Origin of the sequence: Treponema sp. OMZ 788, assembly GCF_024181245.1 — a bacterium.
In the GTDB taxonomy this organism is placed as follows: domain Bacteria; phylum Spirochaetota; class Spirochaetia; order Treponematales; family Treponemataceae; genus Treponema_B.
In genome coordinates, this window is record NZ_CP051199.1 from 20,559 (window position 1) to 40,031 (window position 19,473).

The 19,473-nt window shown below is 37.7% G+C and carries 17 protein-coding genes; 5 read left to right on the plus strand and 12 right to left on the minus strand.

Annotated features, from left to right (window positions below; genetic code table 11):
• Window positions 1-12: 12 nt before the first annotated feature.
• Genes E4O00_RS00095 through E4O00_RS00105 form a run of 3 tightly spaced genes read left to right on the plus strand, consistent with a single transcriptional unit; the run spans window position 13 to window position 2,013 of the window.
• Window positions 13-219: a hypothetical protein gene (locus tag E4O00_RS00095; protein ID WP_253677961.1), complete on the plus strand. Its 207-nt coding sequence runs from the start codon at window positions 13-15 to the stop codon at window positions 217-219.
• Window positions 216-1,220, plus strand: coding sequence for a FecCD family ABC transporter permease (locus E4O00_RS00100; RefSeq protein WP_253677962.1), 1,005 nt, complete (start codon window positions 216-218; stop codon window positions 1,218-1,220). Before E4O00_RS00095 ends, E4O00_RS00100 begins: the two co-directional genes overlap by 4 nt.
• Window positions 1,204-2,013, plus strand: a complete 810-nt coding sequence (locus E4O00_RS00105) for an ABC transporter ATP-binding protein (RefSeq protein WP_253677963.1) — start codon at window positions 1,204-1,206, stop codon at window positions 2,011-2,013. The genes E4O00_RS00100 and E4O00_RS00105 overlap by 17 nt, the downstream gene beginning before the upstream one ends.
• Here the strand turns inward: E4O00_RS00105 and E4O00_RS00110 are convergent.
• The 10 genes from E4O00_RS00110 to E4O00_RS00155 form a co-directional block, all read right to left on the minus strand.
• Window positions 2,005-4,257, minus strand: a complete 2,253-nt coding sequence (locus E4O00_RS00110) for a xanthine dehydrogenase family protein molybdopterin-binding subunit (RefSeq protein WP_253677964.1) — start codon at window positions 4,255-4,257, stop codon at window positions 2,005-2,007. The two genes, E4O00_RS00105 and E4O00_RS00110, sit on opposite strands and share 9 nt — an antisense overlap.
• Entirely contained in the window at window positions 4,250-5,104 is an 855-nt protein-coding gene (locus E4O00_RS00115) for an FAD binding domain-containing protein (RefSeq protein WP_253677965.1), read from the minus strand. Before E4O00_RS00115 ends, E4O00_RS00110 begins: the two co-directional genes overlap by 8 nt.
• The gene (locus E4O00_RS00120) at window positions 5,104-5,565 is read right to left on the minus strand and encodes a (2Fe-2S)-binding protein (protein ID WP_253677966.1); all 462 of its coding nucleotides are present in this window, start codon (window positions 5,563-5,565) and stop codon (window positions 5,104-5,106) included. Before E4O00_RS00120 ends, E4O00_RS00115 begins: the two co-directional genes overlap by 1 nt.
• 78 nt (window positions 5,566-5,643) lie before the next feature.
• A complete protein-coding gene (locus E4O00_RS00125) occupies window positions 5,644-5,940 on the minus strand; it encodes an NTP transferase domain-containing protein (RefSeq protein ID WP_253677967.1) in 297 nt (98 codons plus the stop codon).
• 25 nt (window positions 5,941-5,965) lie between these two features.
• Window positions 5,966-6,220: an NTP transferase domain-containing protein gene (locus E4O00_RS00130; protein ID WP_253677968.1), complete on the minus strand. Its 255-nt coding sequence runs from the start codon at window positions 6,218-6,220 to the stop codon at window positions 5,966-5,968.
• 42 nt (window positions 6,221-6,262) lie between these two features.
• A complete protein-coding gene (locus E4O00_RS00135; RefSeq protein WP_253677969.1) occupies window positions 6,263-7,222 on the minus strand; it encodes an XdhC family protein in 960 nt (319 codons plus the stop codon).
• A 36-nt stretch (window positions 7,223-7,258) separates the two neighbouring features.
• Entirely contained in the window at window positions 7,259-8,803 is a 1,545-nt protein-coding gene (locus E4O00_RS00140) for a BCCT family transporter (RefSeq protein WP_253677970.1), read from the minus strand.
• Between the two features lie 10 nt (window positions 8,804-8,813).
• Window positions 8,814-10,310 (minus strand): HAL/PAL/TAL family ammonia-lyase, encoded by a 1,497-nt coding sequence (hutH, locus tag E4O00_RS00145; RefSeq protein WP_253677971.1) that lies wholly within the window; start codon window positions 10,308-10,310, stop codon window positions 8,814-8,816.
• 167 nt (window positions 10,311-10,477) lie between these two features.
• Window positions 10,478-11,284, minus strand: a complete 807-nt coding sequence (locus E4O00_RS00150; RefSeq protein ID WP_253677972.1) for a DUF4300 family protein — start codon at window positions 11,282-11,284, stop codon at window positions 10,478-10,480.
• A 17-nt stretch (window positions 11,285-11,301) separates the two neighbouring features.
• Window positions 11,302-11,607 carry a nuclear transport factor 2 family protein gene (locus tag E4O00_RS00155; RefSeq protein ID WP_253679754.1) on the minus strand — a complete coding sequence of 102 codons (306 nt, stop codon included), beginning with the start codon at window positions 11,605-11,607 and terminating at the stop codon, window positions 11,302-11,304.
• A gap of 242 nt (window positions 11,608-11,849) precedes the next feature.
• Between E4O00_RS00155 and E4O00_RS00160 the strand changes: the two genes are divergently transcribed.
• The gene (locus E4O00_RS00160) at window positions 11,850-12,920 is read left to right on the plus strand and encodes a DUF2871 family protein (protein WP_253677973.1); all 1,071 of its coding nucleotides are present in this window, start codon (window positions 11,850-11,852) and stop codon (window positions 12,918-12,920) included.
• A 25-nt stretch (window positions 12,921-12,945) separates the two neighbouring features.
• Here the strand turns inward: E4O00_RS00160 and E4O00_RS14015 are convergent, their stop codons facing one another.
• Window positions 12,946-13,095: a hypothetical protein gene (locus E4O00_RS14015; protein WP_305880170.1), complete on the minus strand. Its 150-nt coding sequence runs from the start codon at window positions 13,093-13,095 to the stop codon at window positions 12,946-12,948.
• A 99-nt stretch (window positions 13,096-13,194) separates the two neighbouring features.
• Window positions 13,195-14,559: an MATE family efflux transporter gene (locus E4O00_RS00170; protein ID WP_253677974.1), complete on the minus strand. Its 1,365-nt coding sequence runs from the start codon at window positions 14,557-14,559 to the stop codon at window positions 13,195-13,197.
• 231 nt (window positions 14,560-14,790) lie between these two features.
• Between E4O00_RS00170 and E4O00_RS00175 the strand changes: the two genes are divergently transcribed.
• Complete coding sequence (locus E4O00_RS00175) at window positions 14,791-19,461, plus strand: Ig-like domain-containing protein (protein WP_253677975.1); 4,671 nt, start codon at window positions 14,791-14,793, stop codon at window positions 19,459-19,461.
• Window positions 19,462-19,473 lie beyond the last annotated feature (12 nt).

The window sequence follows — 19,473 nt, forward strand, 5'->3', positions numbered from 1 at the left end:
GGAATCCCTGCTGTGGACGCAGGAAAAATCTACACTTTTCCTTCATCAGTTGATGAGTGGGATTCTCCTATTCCGAGTTCGTGCTTAGGTATCATTTGGCTTGCAGATAAATTGCATCCCGGTAAGATACCTGAAAATTATCTTGAAACAAAGGTAAAAGCATTTTATAAGGAATTTTTCGGTAAAGAAAAAGATTTAAAATCCTTGAATGTAGAGTGAAACAAAAATATAAGATATTTTTAATTATTATTCCGATTGCTGCGGTATTCTTTTCGCTTAGTTGGGGGAGGTATTTTATTTCGTTTTCAGAAATATTTAAAATACTTATCCCGTTAGGCGGAAAGTATTCTAATTCTGCCTATAATGTTTTTATAAATATACGGCTTCCCAGAACTATATTTGTATTTATTGCAGGAGGAGCTTTGGCTTTAAGCGGTACAAGTTTGCAAAGCCTTTTTAGAAATCCTCTTGCCTCTCCCGATATTATAGGTGTTTCTTCCGGTGCGTCGCTTGGTGCTGCCCTTGCAATAGTTGTTTTTCATGCAAGTCCTTTTATTGTTCAAACATTTGCCTTTGCAGGAGGCATAATTGCAGTTATTTTGGTTTTACAAATTTCCCATATAGGAGGAGAACATTCTCTTATAAGGCTTATTCTTGCAGGTATTATTATAAATGCAATAGCAGGTTCTTGTGTTTCGATTATTAAATATACGGCTGACCCGATGAATGAATTGCCCGCTCTTGAGTTTTGGCTGATGGGCTGTTTTAATATTATTACATGGCGGAATTTTATTGTGTTTTTGCCGATTGTATTTTTAGGATGCGGCTTTATTTTTTTATACCGAAGACAGTTAAATATTCTATCCTTGGGAGATGAAGAAGCTGCAAGCCTCGGCGTATCGGTAAAAAAAATGCGGCTGCTTTTTATAGGGGCTGCTACCTTATTGGTTGCCGTTGTTGTTTCTGCTGCCGGAATAATAAGTTGGATAGGCTTAATCGCTCCTCATATCGTAAGACTTCTTTTTGGGAATAATAACGATAAGCTTGTTCCTTTTTCGTTTATATGCGGAGCATCTCTTTTGCTTGCTGCAGATACCTTTGCCCGTTCCATTACAGGAGGCGAAATTCCTATAAGCATTATAACGGCATTTATTGGAGCTGTTGGGCTTGCAAGTTTTATGTCGGCTAAAAAAAGGGTAGGCTATGAATACGGCTTTTGAGTTTAATAATGTTTTTGCCTCAAGAGGAAAAACTCAAGTCCTTAAAAACATATCTCAAAAAATTCCGCAGCATAAGATTATAAGTTTGATAGGAGCAAACGGTGCGGGAAAAACCACCCTTTTACGATTATTAGCCGGTTTGGAAAAACCTGTAAGCGGAACACTGTCGGTATTGCAAAAAGATTCAAAATCATTAACACGGAAAGAATTTGCACGCTATGTTTCGTATATTCCGCAAGAGCACCGTCCTGTCTTTGCTTACACTGTAAGAGATTTTGCGGTGATGGGAAGAAACCCTTATCAATCGGAAATAAAAGCTCCTTCAAAAGAAGATTGGGAATTTACGGACTATGTGCTTGAAAAATTACGATTAAAAGATTTTGCAGATCGGCCTTATACCCATTTAAGTTCGGGTGAAGCCCGTCTGATCTTGCTTGCTCGCGGTATAATTCAAAATGCTCCTATCATGCTCTTAGATGAGCCTACGTCAAATCTTGATTTTTATAATGAGCATAAACTCATGGAAATTATATGTAAACTATGCAAGGAAGAAAAAAAGACCATAATCATTTCTATTCATAATCCGGCTCTTGCAATTCAATATTCCGATATTGTTTACTGTATTCATCAAAATACAATTTTTGAGGTAATAGAACGGGCCGATAGTTCTTTTGATGAGAAAATAACCGAGTTGCTCAATCTTATTTATAAAAAAGATGAGGCTTCGCAAATCCATTTAAAATATGTCGATGATAAACCCTTTGTCTATATAAAGCCTCATCTTTTAAGATAATTTCGTAATCTCTTCAATTATTCTTTCAGGGGTTGCCGGGTAGTCGGTGATGTTTGTTCCCAATGCATGATTAATTGCATTAAGAACAGCTGGTGCCGGTGCTACCGCCGAAATTTCGCCTACACTTTTTAAGCCGTAGGGAGCCTTTTCGTCTTCGCTCTCAATAAGAAGCGTTTTTACGTTCGGCATATCCTGAACATTTAAAACATGGTATTTTGAAAGAGTGCTGTTTTTGATATAGCCTTCTTTATCTCTGATAATTTCTTCGGAAAGAGCCATGCCCAAAATAAATTGACAGCCGCCGTGAATCTGTCCTTCTGCCAATAAGGGGTTAATGGCTTTTCCTATGTCGTGAATTGCGAGCAAATCTGTTATTTCTACGAGCCCCGTTTTTTTGTCGACCTTAACTTCGGCAAAGCAGACCGCAAAGGCTGCGGGGTTTGTTTTTTGTTCGTGGTGCACATAAACAGAAGTTTGATCGGATAATTTTTTTTCGCGCATCGTTGCAATTTCGCCGTAAGTGTAGCTTTTCTCTGAGTTTTTAATTTTTACGATACCGGAATCAGTGTACATATCTTCAAGGGGAATGTTTTCTACCTTATTTAAAGTATCGAAAAGTTTTGCCTTTAATAATTCTCCGGCTTCAATTAGGGCTCCGCCTGCAACAAAGGTTACGCGGCTTGCCTGTGTTCCTGCTGCATCATAAGGAGTTATTGAGGTGTCCGCTTCGGGCATTGTAATTGCAGACGGATCGATATCAAGGGCTTCTGCCGCTATAAGCTTTAAGGAGTCGATTGTTCCGCAGCCCTGCTCGTGTACCGCAATTTTTACAAAAACGGAACCGTCGGGGTTTAATATCATTTCGGTATTTATAAAATCGGGGAATGCACCCAGATAGCCGTTTCCGTGTGTGGCACAGGCAACTCCTACTCCGTAAGCATAACGCTCGGTATTTTGTTTGTGTATGTTGTTGTATTTATTTTTCCAATCAAAGACTTCCATTCCTTTAATGATACATTCTTTGACGGCTGCCTTTCCTAAATTCGGTCCTCCTACGGGATCATCGTCATAGGGGTCAACTAAATTTTTAAGACGGAATTCGCAAGGGTCTATTCCTAATTTTTTTGCGGTATTTGTTATATTGATTTCTGAAACGGCATGGGATTGCGGCCCCCCGTAAGCGCGGCAAGCTCCTCCGGGGATTCCGTTTGTATAATATGCTCTGCCGTGGAATTCCTGATTATAAATTTTATAAAGCCTAAAAAGTTTTTTTGCATAGGCATTTGTTATGCTTGTATTATTTGTGTCATAGGCTCCGCCGTCGATTAGGGTTTCAACCTTTCTACCCAATATAGTGCCGTCTTTTTTTACGGCTGTTCTGATTTTTACCTGAGTAGGATTCCGCGAAAATGTTCCTATTATGCTTTGTTCCCTGTCCATGTAGACAAGCACGGGGCGTTTACAAATCCATGCTGCTGCTCCCGCCGTAAATTCCAATAGGGGCTGTTGTTTTCCACCGAAAGAGCCTCCCATGTTTGTCTTAATTACCCTTATCTTAGAATAAGGAATTTGTAAGATACGGGCCATATGCATTTGTACTGCAAAAACGATTTGACCCGGACTGTGTATTATCAAATTTCCGAAGTCGTCAAATTCTGCCAAGGCGATGTGAGGTTCTATTGCAAGGTGGTGAGTGCGGGGTGTAGAACCGATGTCTTCTACTATGTAATCAGCTTCAGCTGCTGCCTTTTCAAAATCACCGCAGGATATTTTCTTTTCGTAGGCCAGGTTGGATTCTCTTTTAAGGATTATTTTGTCTTGAGCGGCTTCTTCAATGCTTGTTACAACAGGCAGTTCCTTATAGTGTACGGCTACTTTTTTTACGGCTTCTTCAACTGAGCTTTTTGTTTCTCCTAAAACTAAGGCTATTCTGTCGCCTACAAAGCGGGCCTTGTCATTTAAAATATATTCGTCACGGTGTGCAGCTATTCCTGTAAACCATTCCATACAGTTATAAGGAACTTTCGGAATATCTTTGTAAGTAAGAATTCGATAAATTCCTTTTACCTTTAATGCTTCATCAAAATCAAAACTTATTTCTGCATGGGGTTTTTCGCTTAGGATTAATTTACCGTAAAGCATATTATGGCGCTTTATATCCGCTAAAAATTTTGTTGTGCCTGTTACCCTTTCAAGGCTGTCTTCCCGCTGAAATCTTTTACCGATGTATTTATATTTATTCATAACAAACCTCATCTTCTTTTAAACTTTTAATCAGGTCTTCAATCAATCCTTCAACCGCCGTCTTTTTGTAAAATCTTGAAGAGCGGGTAGGGATTGCATTTTCTATTTCGTTATGTGCAATATTTTGTAATTCTTGAAGATTAATATTTGAAATGTTTTTTCCTTCAAGGTATGTTTCAATGTTAACGGCTTCTACGGGTTTTATTCCTACAGCTCCTAAGTAGGCTCTTACATTTGTCAGTAAATCAATATCGGGTGTGTATTCTACTGCACAGCTCACCTTAGAAATCGTGACGGCTTTCCGTGCCCCGACTTTTTTAAACGCACTCACTCTGTTTTTTTGAGGAATTAGAATTTCGGTAACAACCTCATTTTTTGTTAGAATTGTTTTTTCTCTTCCTATTATAAATTTATCGATGGGAATTATTCTTTCTTCTCCGCTGCAATGAAGAATTTTTACGGAAGCTCCATAACAGAACAGTGCTAAACTGCAATCTGCTGATTGGGAGGCGTTACAAATATTTCCGCCTAGTGTTGCACGGTTTCTAATTATGGTGGAGCCTAATTCATAAGCAGCCTGATATAGGGCCTTACATTTTTCTTTTATCATAGTGTTTTCACAAATTTCGCTCATGGTTAAAAGAGCTCCGATATGTAAGAAGTACTTTGTTTCATAAACAGTTTTAAATTCTTTTATCTTTGTTATATCGATAATGCTGTAATCTGTAATCTTATTGTTTTTTAAGTGAATGACCAAGTCGGTTCCGCCTGCAATTATAAAAGTGGAATCGTCTATATTTTTTAAAATGTTTAACAATTCTTTTTCTTCTTTAGGAGAATAGAACATTAGTTTGCCTCCTTTATTGCCGCTTCTATGGCTTCAATAATTTTAATATAGCCGGTACATCGGCAGATGTTTCCTTCTATGGCTCGTTTTATTTCATGGAGGCTTGGATTTTTATTATTCATCATAAGAGCTTTTGCACTCATAATAAAACCCGGAGTGCAAAATCCGCATTGTACGGCACCGTATTCAATAAATTTTTTTTGTAGAATATCAAGTTCTCCGTTTTGTGCAAGGCCTTCAATAGTTAAGATTTCACAGCCGTCAATTTGTCCGGCTAAAACGGTACAGGATGTAACGGCTCTTTTATCCATAATTACGGTGCAGGCACCGCATTCTCCTTCAGAGCAGCCTTCTTTTGTTCCGGTTAGATTTACCTCATCCCGTAAAAAATCGATGAGCCTCATTTTTTCATCTACCTCCGCCTCAATAGGACGGCCGTTAATAATTGTGTTTATCTTCATTTAAAACCTCACCTTCCATTATACACTAATTTTTAAATTATTATAATATCTTAAAAAATCCGTAAAATCTGAAATTTATTAAAGCCTCATTTTAATAATTTTTTCATAAGTTTCCATATCATCAATATCAAAGCCTTCGATTGTGTTTTCAACTATTAAGAACTTTGAATTATCTTCATTTATTAAAGAGGCGCCTCCCTTATCTTTTTCAAGTTTTAATAAGTCTTGCCTGTATTTTGAAGGGATGATTACCGGAGAGCCCCTGTCATCTCCGTACTTAGGGTAGATAATGTACTCCTTGTTTTTGCTGTATAGTTCTAAAAGATTTTTTATTGTAGAAATTTTTAAAAAAGGCTGGTCTGCCGTAAAGAACATATAAGCCTCCGCATCTTCCGAATTTTCAACTCCTTTTTTTTATGGCTGCGGATTTGCCTTCCTCCGCTCTTGCATTCGGAACAGCTAAAATATTTTTTTGTGAAGCATAAAATGAAATTTCTGCATCATTGGTTATAATCATTTTTTTTGTAAATTCTATTTGAGAAATACTGTCTACTATGTATTGGAATATTTGTTTTCCGTTTATGGGCAGTTTTAATTTATTTTGTGGCATTCTTTTTGAAAATCCGCTTGCCAATATTATTGCAGAAATTTTCATTGTATCGTTCTCCCGATTTTGTGAGCTTGTTAAAACAAAATTTTATTTGTTATTCCTGTAGCTTTGAATTATTTCGCCTGCAATGCTGACTGCAATTTCTTCAGGAGTTAGGGCAGAAATTTTTATGCCTACAGGCAGGTGAACTTTTTCGTTGTAGATATTTTCCAGAGAGGTATTTGCAAAATGCTCTTTGTAAGAAACTGCCTTGTATTTGTTTCCGACAACGCCTATATAATAAGGCTCTTTTTTTAAAACGCTTTCCAATACCGTAATGTCATGCTGATGGCCGCGGGTCATTATGCAAACATAGTCGCTTTTTCTTATATCGATGCAGTCAATTTCGGAAAAGTCCATAATAATTTTTTTTATGCCTGGAAAATCTTTTTCGCTTATAAAGTCTTTTCTGTCATCGATAACAGTTACATCAAGGTTTAAAAATTTAAACAAATTTGCAGCCGCTTTTGCTATATGTCCCCCTCCGAAAACAAAAACCTTCATCGGATTTTTTATTTTGGTTTTAAATAAGTCTTCTTCTTTGTATGTATCATTTCCGCCGGTAAAAGGATATAGCTTTCCGTTTATTTCAATCGAAATTCCTAAATCCTCTTTTAGATTGTATACTAAATATACATCATTATCTTCAACCGATTCAATTATTTTATCTAAGTATTCAAGTATTTTTTTATTGTTTACATCAATGTATTGATAATGAATGGTGTTATAGCCTCCGCATACCATTCCAAGATTTGCAGCTGTCATTTTTGAAATTTCATACTTGACATTTTCCGATTTTTTATTTTTTAATAACTCAACCGCATGATTTGAAACCTCATACTCTTGACTTCCTCCGCCTATTGTTCCTGCATATCTGCCGTCTTCGGTAACGAGCATTGTAGCTCCGACTTCTCTGGGGGCTGAACCGTGTTTAAAAATTATTGTTGCCGCTACAAATGGAATCTTTTTTAGAACTAAGGATCGTGCTTCTTCTATTATCTTTATCATATGAAAAAGCGGGTCAGTAAAGACCCGCTGATTATCTTATTCTACGATTTTGTCCACAAAGAACATCTTGATTGCCGATATTACCTGTAGAATGAAAATGAATAATACGACAAAACCGCCTGCTGCCGCTAAAGACTTAACGCCTGCAACACCTTGTTCGCCACCGCCGAAGGCTGCCATAACGATGGCAACTACACCGATTATAACGCCCCAAAGAACTTTTAAATATCTGGGAGCTTCGGAACCGATAGGGATATTTTTGATACACATAGATGCAACATTGTTTGCTGTTGCATCGGCTGCTGTTACAAACGATATCAAAATTACAAAGAGGTTTACCGGAACAAGTATGGCTGCAAGAGGAATGTTCTTTATAAATTCAAATAATCCCATAACCGCATTTGAATTTTGAATTACGCCTACCAAGTCAACCTGACCTGTTAACTGCATATTTAAGGCTGTGCTTCCCCATACTCCGAACCAAACAATACCGAATACTGCGGGAAGAACAAGGTTTACAATTAAACATTCTCTGATAGTTCTTCCGTAAGAAATCTGTCCTAAGAAGATTCCCGTTACCGGTGCATAAGCTACCCAGAATGCAAAGTCAAAAAGAGTCCAAGATCGTGTAAGAGGTGCTCCTCCGATATCGATAGGATCCAAGCCCCATCTCCAGAAGTTGTGGAGCCATTCTGCCATACCTGCTGTAGTATTCCGCAAAATGTAAAGGGTCGGGCCTGTTACAAGTAAGAGGATGAGCAAGCCGTAATAGAAGTATGCGTTAATGCCGGCAAGTTTCTTTAATCCCTTATCAAGACCTACATAGGAAGAAAGTGTAAACATTGCAACAATTAAAACTCCTACTACTATGAACATTGTCAAACTGTTTGATACGCCGTATGAAGCATTTAGACCGGTTATTATCAATGTTATACACATTGTAAGAGCCGTACAAAGACCGATTGCGATTGCAAGCATTGAAAGGGTATCGATTATGCTTGATGCAACTCCTTTTTTAATTTTGTCTCCGAACAAGGGCTGTAAGGTTGAGGTTACGTTTAATTGTTCTTTTTTGTTAAAATATATGTAAGCTACAACAACACCAGCAAGGGCATAAATAGCATAGGGTATAAAGGTCCAGTTATAAAAACATCTTCCCATTGCAAAGCGGGCTGCTTCTGCGGTTCCCGGCTGAATACCTATTGCATCTAGTTCTCCCCATACATTTCCCAAATAGATAATGGGCTCGTTTACACCCCATGTTACGATTCCTGTTGCAACACCTCCCGTAAGGGTCATAGCAAACCATGTGCCGAAAGAATATTTCGGTTTTGCATCTTTACCGCCGATTCTGACGCTTCCGAGTTTTGAAAACATTATTACACAGGTAATGATAAATACGGCCATTACCGTAATTTGATATAACCAGCCGAAACTTTCCAGAGACCATGCAAAGAATTTATTTGAAAGGCTGGTAAGTGCTTCATTGTTTACTATACCGATAATAGCGGCAATGAGTACAAACGAAAATGCCGGAATAAAAACCGACCATCTTATTTCTTTTTTTGCGTTATCATTCATAAAATGCTCCTTAGATATTTAATAGTTTTTTTGATTTTATAAACTCGTACATTGTTTCGATGTCACGGCTTATATTTCTGTCTTCATTGTAGAAGGGTAAGACTTCTCGTATAAGAGAATATGCTTTTTTTGTTCCTTCGCCCAACTTTTTATTTCCTCGCAAGTCGATTGCCTGTGCTGCATGCATAGCTTCAATTCCGATAATATAACGTATATTATCAAGCATTTGAAATATTTTATAACATGCCAAGGGTAAATTACTTGCGTGGTCTTCAATGGTTCCTGCCAGAGAATAAAAATCCATCGATGACGGATTTGCCAAACCTCTGTTTTGTGTGTCCAACATTGTAAAGGTTTTTTGAATTGTACCGAAAGCAATAGTTTTTACATCTTGAGGTGTTAAAAACCTGTTTAGTTTGGTAAAATTCGGATCTGCAAGCTTTATCATTCTGTAACAAGAAGTCTTGGATAAGTGGCTTAAAGCTGTGGCAAGCATTTCGACTCCGATTGCTAGGGATGTGATCTCAAAGTTTGCACTTACAAAGGAGGAATGTTCATCGATTATTATACATGGATTATCGTCTGTTGTGTTCATTGTAGTAAGTAATTGTTCTTTGACATAATCCATTGCATCATACATTGTTCCGTTGACCGAATGAGCACACCTAAAGCTCAAGGGGTCTTGTAAGGCTCTTTCAGGATCGGGATCATGTAAAAAACTGCCCTTTAAAAAGTCTCTGCACATTTTGGCTGCTTTTATTTGCCCCTTGATTCCTCTGACGGCATTTACATCTTCTCTTAATGATTGAACAACTCCGTTAAGTCCTTCAAGGCTTAAACAAAATATCAGGTTGGACATATAAACCAAATCTTCTATTTCTTTTAAGACAATGGCGGTCATTGCTTCACCTTGTGCATTGCAGGAGACTATGCTCAAACCGTCTTTGGGGCCTAGTTTTGCGGGCGTAAGTCCTACTTTTTCCATTGCAATCTTGGAATTCATTATTTCTCCGTTAAAAGAAACATCTTCCTCCCCGATAAAGGCAAGGCCTATGTGGGAGAGGGTCGTTATATCTCCTTCCCCGATTGAAGACCTCATGGGGATTCTCGGATGAATTCCAAAATTCAGAAAATCTCTGTAATGGTGTAAAAGCTCTGCCGAAATTCCTGTGTGTCCTGTTAGTGCTTTGTTTAATCTTAATAGCAAGATAGCTCTTACCTGTTCATCAGGGTGATAGGGTTTTACTCCTAAACAATGGCTGTTTAAAAGGTTGCGGTTATAGGCAGCAAAAAAATCCTCATCAAATTCTTTATCCTTGTTCCAGCCTACTCCTCGGTTAAGACCGTATACGGGCTTTCCCTCAGCTGCCATATCAAATAAGATTTGGCGGGCTTTTTTTACTCTTTCTTCCGCATCATCGGAAATTTTTACCTGCCGCTTATTGTAAGCGACAGAGTATACATCTTCCAAGGATAATGGGCTGCCTGTTAAAATTAAAGCATCCATAAATCAAACCTCCTTAAATGCACCTAAATAATTACCGGATTGGTTCCGCATTTGTCTATGAGTAAAAGACAAATCAATCTTTTTTTATCTATTGGGTACTCTAAGATTATATACTAGAAATTCCGATATTGCAAGAAAAATGTATGAAATTTTACTAAAAAAGTTCCTTAATACAGAGCCAATTCTACAAGCTCATCATTTTCCATGATAAAAGGTTTTGCCGTAGTTTCGTCATGGTAGTGTTTATATTTTAAAAACAAATAATTATAGCAATCTTCCTTTGTACTGAATTTTATTGCTTGAAAAGGTTCATCAAAAGAAAGTTTTTCTACAAACAAAAATTTGCCCTTGTTTTTGACTAATACACCTGCATGGCCTATAAAAAGAAAATCACCGTCAAAATTATCGTGCAGGACAACCGAAAGCATTTTTGCATTTTTATCGAATTTTATATTTGAAAAATGCTCTTTCATCTTTTGAGCATGAATGCGGATATCCTTAGTGTTTTCGGTTTTTACCTTTGAAAAAAGTCTTTTAAATTTTTGAGTGTCTTGATCATTAAAGATTTTTCCTGTACTGACGGCATCTTTGTCCATAAACAGTAAAGAATCATCAATTTTTCCTTCTTTGACTTCAATATTATTTTTTAAAAGCATAAAGGTATTTATTCTGCAATTTGTGCCTATAAAGTCCCCCTTTTTTGCCGGCCACAATTCATAGATTTTTTCCAGATCATACTCCGGCTTGTCTTTTTCAAATTTGTCTCTTAAACTAACTTTTTCTATGGTTTCGTTATAGTCGATAACTCCATTTATAAAGGCTTCTACATTTTTGCTGTCCAAATTTGCATTTAAAGCGGTTTTTACTTCTTCTAAACTTTCATCGTCGCTTATGTTTGAAAATAAGGGCTCATTTTTTTGACATGATACAAATACAATAAAAACCGCTAAAACCAATGCTAATATCTTTTTCATTTTTGCCTCCGATTTTGTTAATCCAATATAAATTCATATTCGCGATATATGAGATTATCTTTAAAATCAAAAATATCGATGGATATGTTTCCTTTGTCATTTATTAAACAGGCAGCTATGCGGTTGCCCTCGTTAGAAATTTTCATGTCCTTGCAGGTAAATTTTATATCCGTATTTTTATAGGCATTTTTTATAAACTGCATATATTCATCAGTCCCTTTAATATTTTGGGATCCGTTATTGAATAACTGCCATACAACTTCAGGATGTAAAAATTTTTTATATGTTGCCCAGTCCCGCTTATTTTCCGCCTCAAAAAAAATTTTGTAAAATTTGCTGTGTTTCCATTTAAGCTTTCCTTCTGTACGAAATTTTAAACAAAATTTCGCACATTTTTCAAAACCATTTTTGGTTTATTATATCTACAAGTATATAATATTTTTAGTTTTTAGTATATTGCCTTAATATTTTTCAAAATAAATTCAAAAACCTCTTGACAAAATGACGGTTTGTCATTATATTGTTTATAAATAATGACAGTGTGTCATCTATATAAGGAGTTTTTATGTACATTGTTGAATCTATTTTTGATTTAAGCTATTTGGCTCTGGTTATGGCTCTAAGCATAAAGCTTTTGTTACAAAAGGATAGAACAGCAAAGCTGTTCGGGCTTATGGCTCTTCTTTTAGGTGCCGGGGATTCATTTCACCTTCTTCCCCGTGTAATTTCTATGTGGCACAAGGGCGGTTTTGAGGCAAATGCCTTCTACCTCTCAATCGGAGTTTTAATAACCTCCATTACAATGACTATTTTTTATCTTATGTTCTACCATTACTATAAGATAAAAACCAATACAAGCAGCAAGCATAAGGATATTCTTATATACGGTTTGGCACTCATAAGGTTGATACTCACCCTTATGCCTCAAAATGAGTGGGGTATGGCCGATGCAAGCTATACTTGGAGCATAATCCGTAATATCCCCTTTGCTGCTCTCGGTGCTGTTTTGATTTATTTCTTTTACAAGGCTAGAAAAACCCCCGGCTTGGAGCACATGGCCTTATTAACCGCTTTAAGCTTTTTATTCTATTTACCGGTTGTATTGTTTTCAAAAACCGTGCCTGTTGTCGGCTCTCTTATGATGCCCAAGACTGTGGCCTATGTGGGAATCGTATATGTAGGATTTAAGCATTTTATACCCAAATTCAGCCTAAGAAGTATCTTGGAAAATTCTTTTGTGTACTTGATTTTAGGTTTGGCTGCCGGTGTCTTTTTTAGGGAATTTACAAAATTCAATGGCTTTAACGGGGTTTCATATCTAAGCTTGATGCATGCCCATGTTTTGGTTTTAGGGGTTGTCCTTTCCCTGGCTGCCTATCTTGCATTTAAACAGGTTCCGGCTATTGACGAAAAAAAACTTGCCTGTGTCAGAAGAGCTAATTATTTTTGGAATACGGGGCTTCTTATTACTGTAGTTCTCATGCTTTTGCGAGGTATTATTACCGTTTTAGGAAATAATTATACCTCAAAAGCCCAAGATGCAGCCCTTTCAGGTATAGCCGGAATAGGCCACATCCTTTTGGCTCTCGGCCTCATATATACATTTTTAATGATTCTTAAGACAAGAGAAGATTAAAAGATTTTCTGTCATTTTACTAAATTTAACCGCAAAGGCCGCGAAGCGTTGGGCGTAAGCTCAACGCTTCGCGTACCTTGCGGTTTATTTCGCGATAAATGCACTTTTCTGTTTCTATGATGAGCTCGGTATCTATGATTTCGGACTTTGTGATCTTACCGTAAGAATCTTCCAAAAAAGCGTTGAGAAAACTGATAAGGGTCTTGTTTCCTTCTTAGCCTTCATATAATTATAGGGTTTTACTTTGAATAAATAGTAAAATTTTAAAAAAGATTTATTTTTTTATTACGGATACCCATTTGGTATTCAAGATCAAGATAATTGCGACAAGACCTGCGGTAATGTTTGAAAAAAGGTTGCCCCAATATATCGAGTAGTAGGAAAGGTATTTTTCGGTTGCAAGGATGAAGATGTAGCGTAAGAGCCAGATTCGTAAAATGCCCAGCATCAGCGGTATCTTGGTTTTTCCGAGTCCGATAAAGGCTCCTTGAATTGTCATGCAAACGCCGAAACCTATGACCGAGTATGTATAAATATGCAGTGCCTTCACGGCAATATCGCCGATTTCGGGAAGCTCAGGCTTAAACAGTGAGACCAAATAAGCTGAAGACGGTACAATTGCAGCAATAAGAACAGCTCCGCTTATGGCACTTGTAATGCAGCCTAAAAGACAGGCCTTTTTCGCCTTTTCAGGGTTTCCGGATCCTATGTTCATACTTACCATAGTGGTAACTGCCGCACTAAAACAGCCGGGAATATTAAAACAGATTGTAGAAATATTGCTTGCAATGCTTTGTCCGTTTAAAACCACAGCCCCGTAGGGCTCCATTTCGTTGTTTATAAGAAAAAAGCCCAGATAGACAAAGGCATAATTGAGCATTGCAGGAAATCCTACCCGTAAAAGCTCTTCAAGGGTAGGAGAAGAAAATCTAAAATTTTTTAAGCTGAGTTTATCAGGGCTATTCTTTAAAAAAAGATCATAGAACATCCATGCAGATACTACAATATTGGCTAAAAGAGAGGCTAGCACACAGCCGTCTATTTTCATTCTAAAAACATATAAAAAAAGAAAGTTGCCTATGATTTTTATGATAAGCATAATTATCATTCTTATAAACGGAGCTTCAGGCTTGCCGTTGGCATTCTTTATACCGTTGTATATAGCTTCCATAAAGCTTAAAGGCATTACAAGACAATAAAGCGAAATGTACCTAAAAACCAGCGGAGCTATTTCGCTCTTAAGCGTATAGCTTATTACCGTTCCTATTATGAATAACAGAGGAATTGATGCAATTCCCAACAAAAATGAAAATACGAAAATTTGTGTAGCAACCTTTTTGCTTTCCTCAATATTTCCTCTTCCATTAAGTTGTCCTATAATTGCTGTAGCTCCGACACTGAGGCCTTGTCCAAGGGCTAAAACAATGAAGATAATAGGCTGAGAAAAGCTGACTGCACTGGCTGTTATATGGTCAGTAAGCCTGTTTATAAAAAGACCGTCCGTAAAAGGCATCATTGCCTGAAGCATTGCCATCATAAGAGCCGGTAAAGAAAGGATGATTAGGGTTTTGATAGGTGAAGCTGTTAAAATAAGCTCCCGCCTTTGTGCTGTAGTTTGTCCTATAAATTTAAGCCGCATACTCTTAACATTCTACCTTATTATTAAAAAATATGGAAGATATATCATTGTAAAAAAATATATATAAAATGGCAAAATTGCTTGATATTATAGACATTTTGTATGTATATTGTACTTCAAATATATTTATATCTATAAATATTTTTATCTTAAGTTGAATATATTAAAGATTTCGTATTTTTTAGCCGATAACTTATCGGTTAAATTGTAAAATTAATTTAGGAGCGTTTTATGAGAAAACTAACAATGTATTTATTGATAATGACAAGCTTTTTCGGTATTGCCTATGCCGGCGGCTCAAAGGATATAGACGGGGTTCAGATGACAAGCAAAGAAAGCTGGCAGCAGTCGATAGATATATCCGGTAAGAAAAAGGGTAAGTACAATGTATTGATAAAGGCGACAGATATAGCCGGCAATGAAGGCTATGTGGGCCCTTTTAACATGTATGTGGATCCTAATTCTGACCTACCGATAGTAAACATAAGTAATCCTAAAAGTGAAGCCGTAGTAGCAGGCAATTTAAATGTTATAGGAACTTGCGTAGATGATGATGCAGTAGAGTATGTAGAGCTTCGCATCGACAGCGGAGAAAATGTATATAGGGCCAAGGGCAAAGAGTTTTGGTCATATTATATAAACACGGAAAGTTTTGCTGAAGGAACCCACACCATAGAGGCATGGGGAGTAGACATTAACGGAGTAAAGGGCAAATCCGTAAAACGCAGTTTTTACATAAACCGTTTATCCCCCATAACTGATATATCAAATAGGAGCGTAGGGGAGTTGGTTTCCGGGACAATAGTCATGGAAGGAACTGTAGAAGACGGTAACGGTATAGAAAGACTGCTTTATTCTCTTAATAACGGGGAGAACTTTGAAGAAGTAAAACTATCTTATAACAAAAAAACAAAGCAGTCAAAGTTTTCGCTAAAGGTAAACACAAAAACAATAGATGACGGACCTAAGGTAATCTGGTTTAAGGCAATAGATAAGCAGGGGAGCGTCGGTATACACACATTTTTATTGTTTGTAGATAACACGGCACCTAAGGTTGAGTTTATCTATCCCCAAGAGGACGGCCCAATGGCCCCAGTATTTTCCGTGGCAGGAAAGGCATTAGATTCGGCCGGTTTATCGAGCCTTTCGTGGAAGTGTAACGGAGAAGAAGGAGAGTTTGAACTTACTGCAGGGAACCACTATTGGATAAAAGAGTTTGATGTAAGTAAGGGCGGCGGGAAAAGTGCCGTTGTAGAGATTACTGCAAAAGACATAGCCGGCAACATTGTTAAGGCAAAAAAGACATTTAATATAGATAGGAGTAAGGGCTCCCCTGTTATAGAAATGCTGAGCCCCTTACCTGACGGAAAAGCTTCAGGCGATCTTTATATTGCAGGAGCAATTTATGACATGTATGGAGCAGGTGAGGTAAGATACAGAATAGACAAGGGCGAAGAAAAAATAATTGAAGCCTTTAATGCAGGCTTTTTCGCTGTAGAAAGAGGTTTAAGTGCTGGGTCACATACATTAACCATCTATGCCGTAAACAAAAAAGGAATTAAAGGTACTCCTTTGAGCTTAAAGTTTAATATAGAAGGAGCCGCCCCCGTAATATCTTTTGATAACGGAGAGACAGTAATTCCCGTTTATACCTCACAGACTAAGGTAGGAACCTCTGTTCATGTAAAATCTTCATCGGGGTTAAAATATATAAGTGCAGGGTTTAACGGAGAAGAAGAATCCGTTTTACCCTTAAAGCCCGGACAGACCGATTATGTTATAAAGACAAACATAAACGCCAAATCTTCACCCGGTATATATACTGTTTCTGTTACAGCTGCCGACATAAACGATAAGGTAAGTAAACAAACTTTAGTAATCAGGGTATTAAATGTATCGGGATCTGGCGGAGAAGAGAACTTTGCCTGGTCAAGGGGTATGGTAAACGAAAACAATCAGCTGGTTTTGAAAGAAGATCAGGCTTTGGAAGGAGTTTATCAGCCTAGGGAAGGGATGTTAATAGAGTCTTTGGAAGTAGTAGGCGGAAAAAACATTGAAGCCGAAAAAGAAGGAGATTTAATAAAGCTTACATTCAAGGAGGAAGGGAACTATAAGGGAGTAGGAGTAAAGATAACCGACAGTGAAGGAGTAGTCTTTACAAGCCCCTTGGTAGATATTCTTGTTGATAAAAGCCGCCCTGTTATAAGCCTTGACATGAGTGAAGAAGCCTCATTTGTAACAAACAGCATAATCTTAAAAGGCAAGGCAGAAGACGACAACGGCCTTACAAAGGTAGAATACACCCTTGGCGGAGAGTCTCCTTATGTAAAACTTGCCGGAACATTTAACGAAAAGATCAACATAGCAGGCCAGGCTGACGGCCCGATAATGGTTACCGTAAGGGCAATAGACAAGGCCGGAAGAGAAAGCTATGAAAGAAGATTATTTTATAAAGATAATGAAGCCCCTGAGGTAGTTATGATATTGCCTGAGGGCGGCGAAAAAGTAAACGGCTCGATATATTCCGCATTTAAGGTAACCGACAGGTTTGCCGGAGTAAAGTCTGAATACAAGGGAGCAAGTAAGGGAGCCGTGTGGCAGAGTTTTGAAGAAAGCTCTCTACCTAATCTTATAATAGGCAGTGCAAAAGAGCCTTTGAATAAGAACATGCAGTTTAAGTTTACCGATCTTGCCGGGAACTCAAGAAATTTCAATACATATAGTTTTGATATAGACAACAGCGAAGATGCCCCGAAGGTAGAGCTTCATTTACCTAACGAAAACGAAATAATCATAAGCGACTTTGAAGTTTCGGGCATGGTATATGACGATGATGAGGCTTCCAAGATTCATTACAGGATAGATAAGGGAGCTTATAAGTCGATGGAGATAAAAAACAGTTTTTCGATACCGATACTTTTAAGCGATCTTACTGATAATGAGCATGAGATTACCATGTATGCCGAAGACATATACGGAGTTACAAGCGAACCTGTAACTCGGAAGATAAGAGTGTCTTTGGAAGTACCTCAGGTTGGGGTAAGTTATCCTCTTATAACCGACACCGTTCAGGAGGTAACCGTAATATCCGGTACAGCCTTGGATAAAAACGGAATCAAACAGGTAGAATTATCTTTTGATAACGGACAGACCTATCATTTGGCTGAAGGCGGAGAAAAGTGGCAATACCGTATCAATACTCATATCATAAATGACGGCACCCATGTAGTTTTTCTAAGAGCAACGGACAACTATGAACAAGTGTTTTTATACTCGACACTTATAAATATAGATAATACTCCTCCCGTATTAAAACTTGAGTATCCCTTAGCGGGTTCAAAATTGGATAACAATCTTTTTGTGTCGGGTCAGGTTTATGATAATATATCTCTTGAAGGAGTAATGTTAAAGATAAAAAGTCTTGACGGAAAGACCGTACCGCAAAAACTATCCGAGATAAAACTTGAAAAAGATATAATTCTTTCAAAAGAAATAGATATAAGCAGCTTGCCCGAAGGAAGATATAACCTTGAGATAAGCGGAGTGGATAAGGCAAACAACACAAATGAGGCATCCGTAAACTTTGATGTATATAGGAAAAAGGACAAAAACAAGATAGAGTTATTATACCCTTTGAACGGAGAAGTAGTAAGAGGAGAGTTTAATGTATACGGAAGGCTTATGCTTGATAAGAGCGGAGAAGAAGCTGCCTTATATATAGACGGAAAAGAGGTAGAAAGAGTGCCTGTATCTAAAACAGGATATGTTTGTTTTAAATTAAACAGCGAAAAGATTATAAACGGAGAGCATAGTCTTGAGCTAAGGGCTAACAGAGCCGGTTCAGGTTTAGTTTCTTCCGAGGTGCATAAGATAAGCTATACTGCAGAAGGCCCTTGGATTACGATAGATAACTTTGCTATGGGAGACTTTGCGATAGAAAGGCCATACCTTAGAGGAAGGGCAGGATATACAGTATCTGAAGAAGAAAAGGCAATGGTGTATGCAAAGGGTTCTACATCTGAAGATAAAAGAGCCTTTAAGGCAAAGCGTGTTAAGTATGTAGAAATAAGCTTTGATAACGGCAAAACCTTTGTTCCTGTTAAGTCTTCTTCCAATTGGAAGTATAGACTTGAAACTGAGGATATGGCTGAAGGAAATCACTTTTTATTGTTAAGAGCCGTTATGGAAAATAAAGAGGTAGCGGTTTCAAGGACAATAGTTAAAATAGACAAGAGCGCACCTAAAGTTACATTGATAGCCCCCGGAGAAGGAGGCAGGTATAACGGAGCGATAGAGTTTAGCGGCCTATCTTCTGATGATATAGAGCTTTCTAGTGTAGAAGCCCTTTTGAGAAAGGGGGATAAGGCAAGCTACGGAGTGCCTAAGTTTATACAAGGCTTGCATGTCGAAGCAGCATTTTGGGGTGCAGCCCTTTGGAGTACGGGCTTAGGCTTAAGCTTTTTTGACGACAATGTAAAGCTTCAGCTTCATTATGGTCAGATGCTTAAAAGCCAGTTTAAGTTATTTTTCGGCAATAGTGCTATGAGGTATGGAGGGCATATCATATCGTTAAAACTATTGGCAAATGTATACGAACTTCCATTCGGTTATTATTTTGGTCCGGATTGGAGGTGGTTATATTTGGATGTGGCTTTGGGAGCACAATTTGGATTGTTTACTGAAACACAGAGCGGAAGACCTCAGGTATTGTCTGCCTTGCTTTTGCAGCTTGAGTTTCCTAAAGTAAAGTTTCATAAGCAAAAGTATTTTAGTGCGGTATCGTTTTTTACTGAAGGACAATTATGGTTTATACCGACTGATGTACAGTCGACAGGAACGACATCAGGTATAAAGTCTTTGATGCCCAACGTATCGTTTGGTATAAGATTCGATATATTTTAGAGTTAGGGGAAG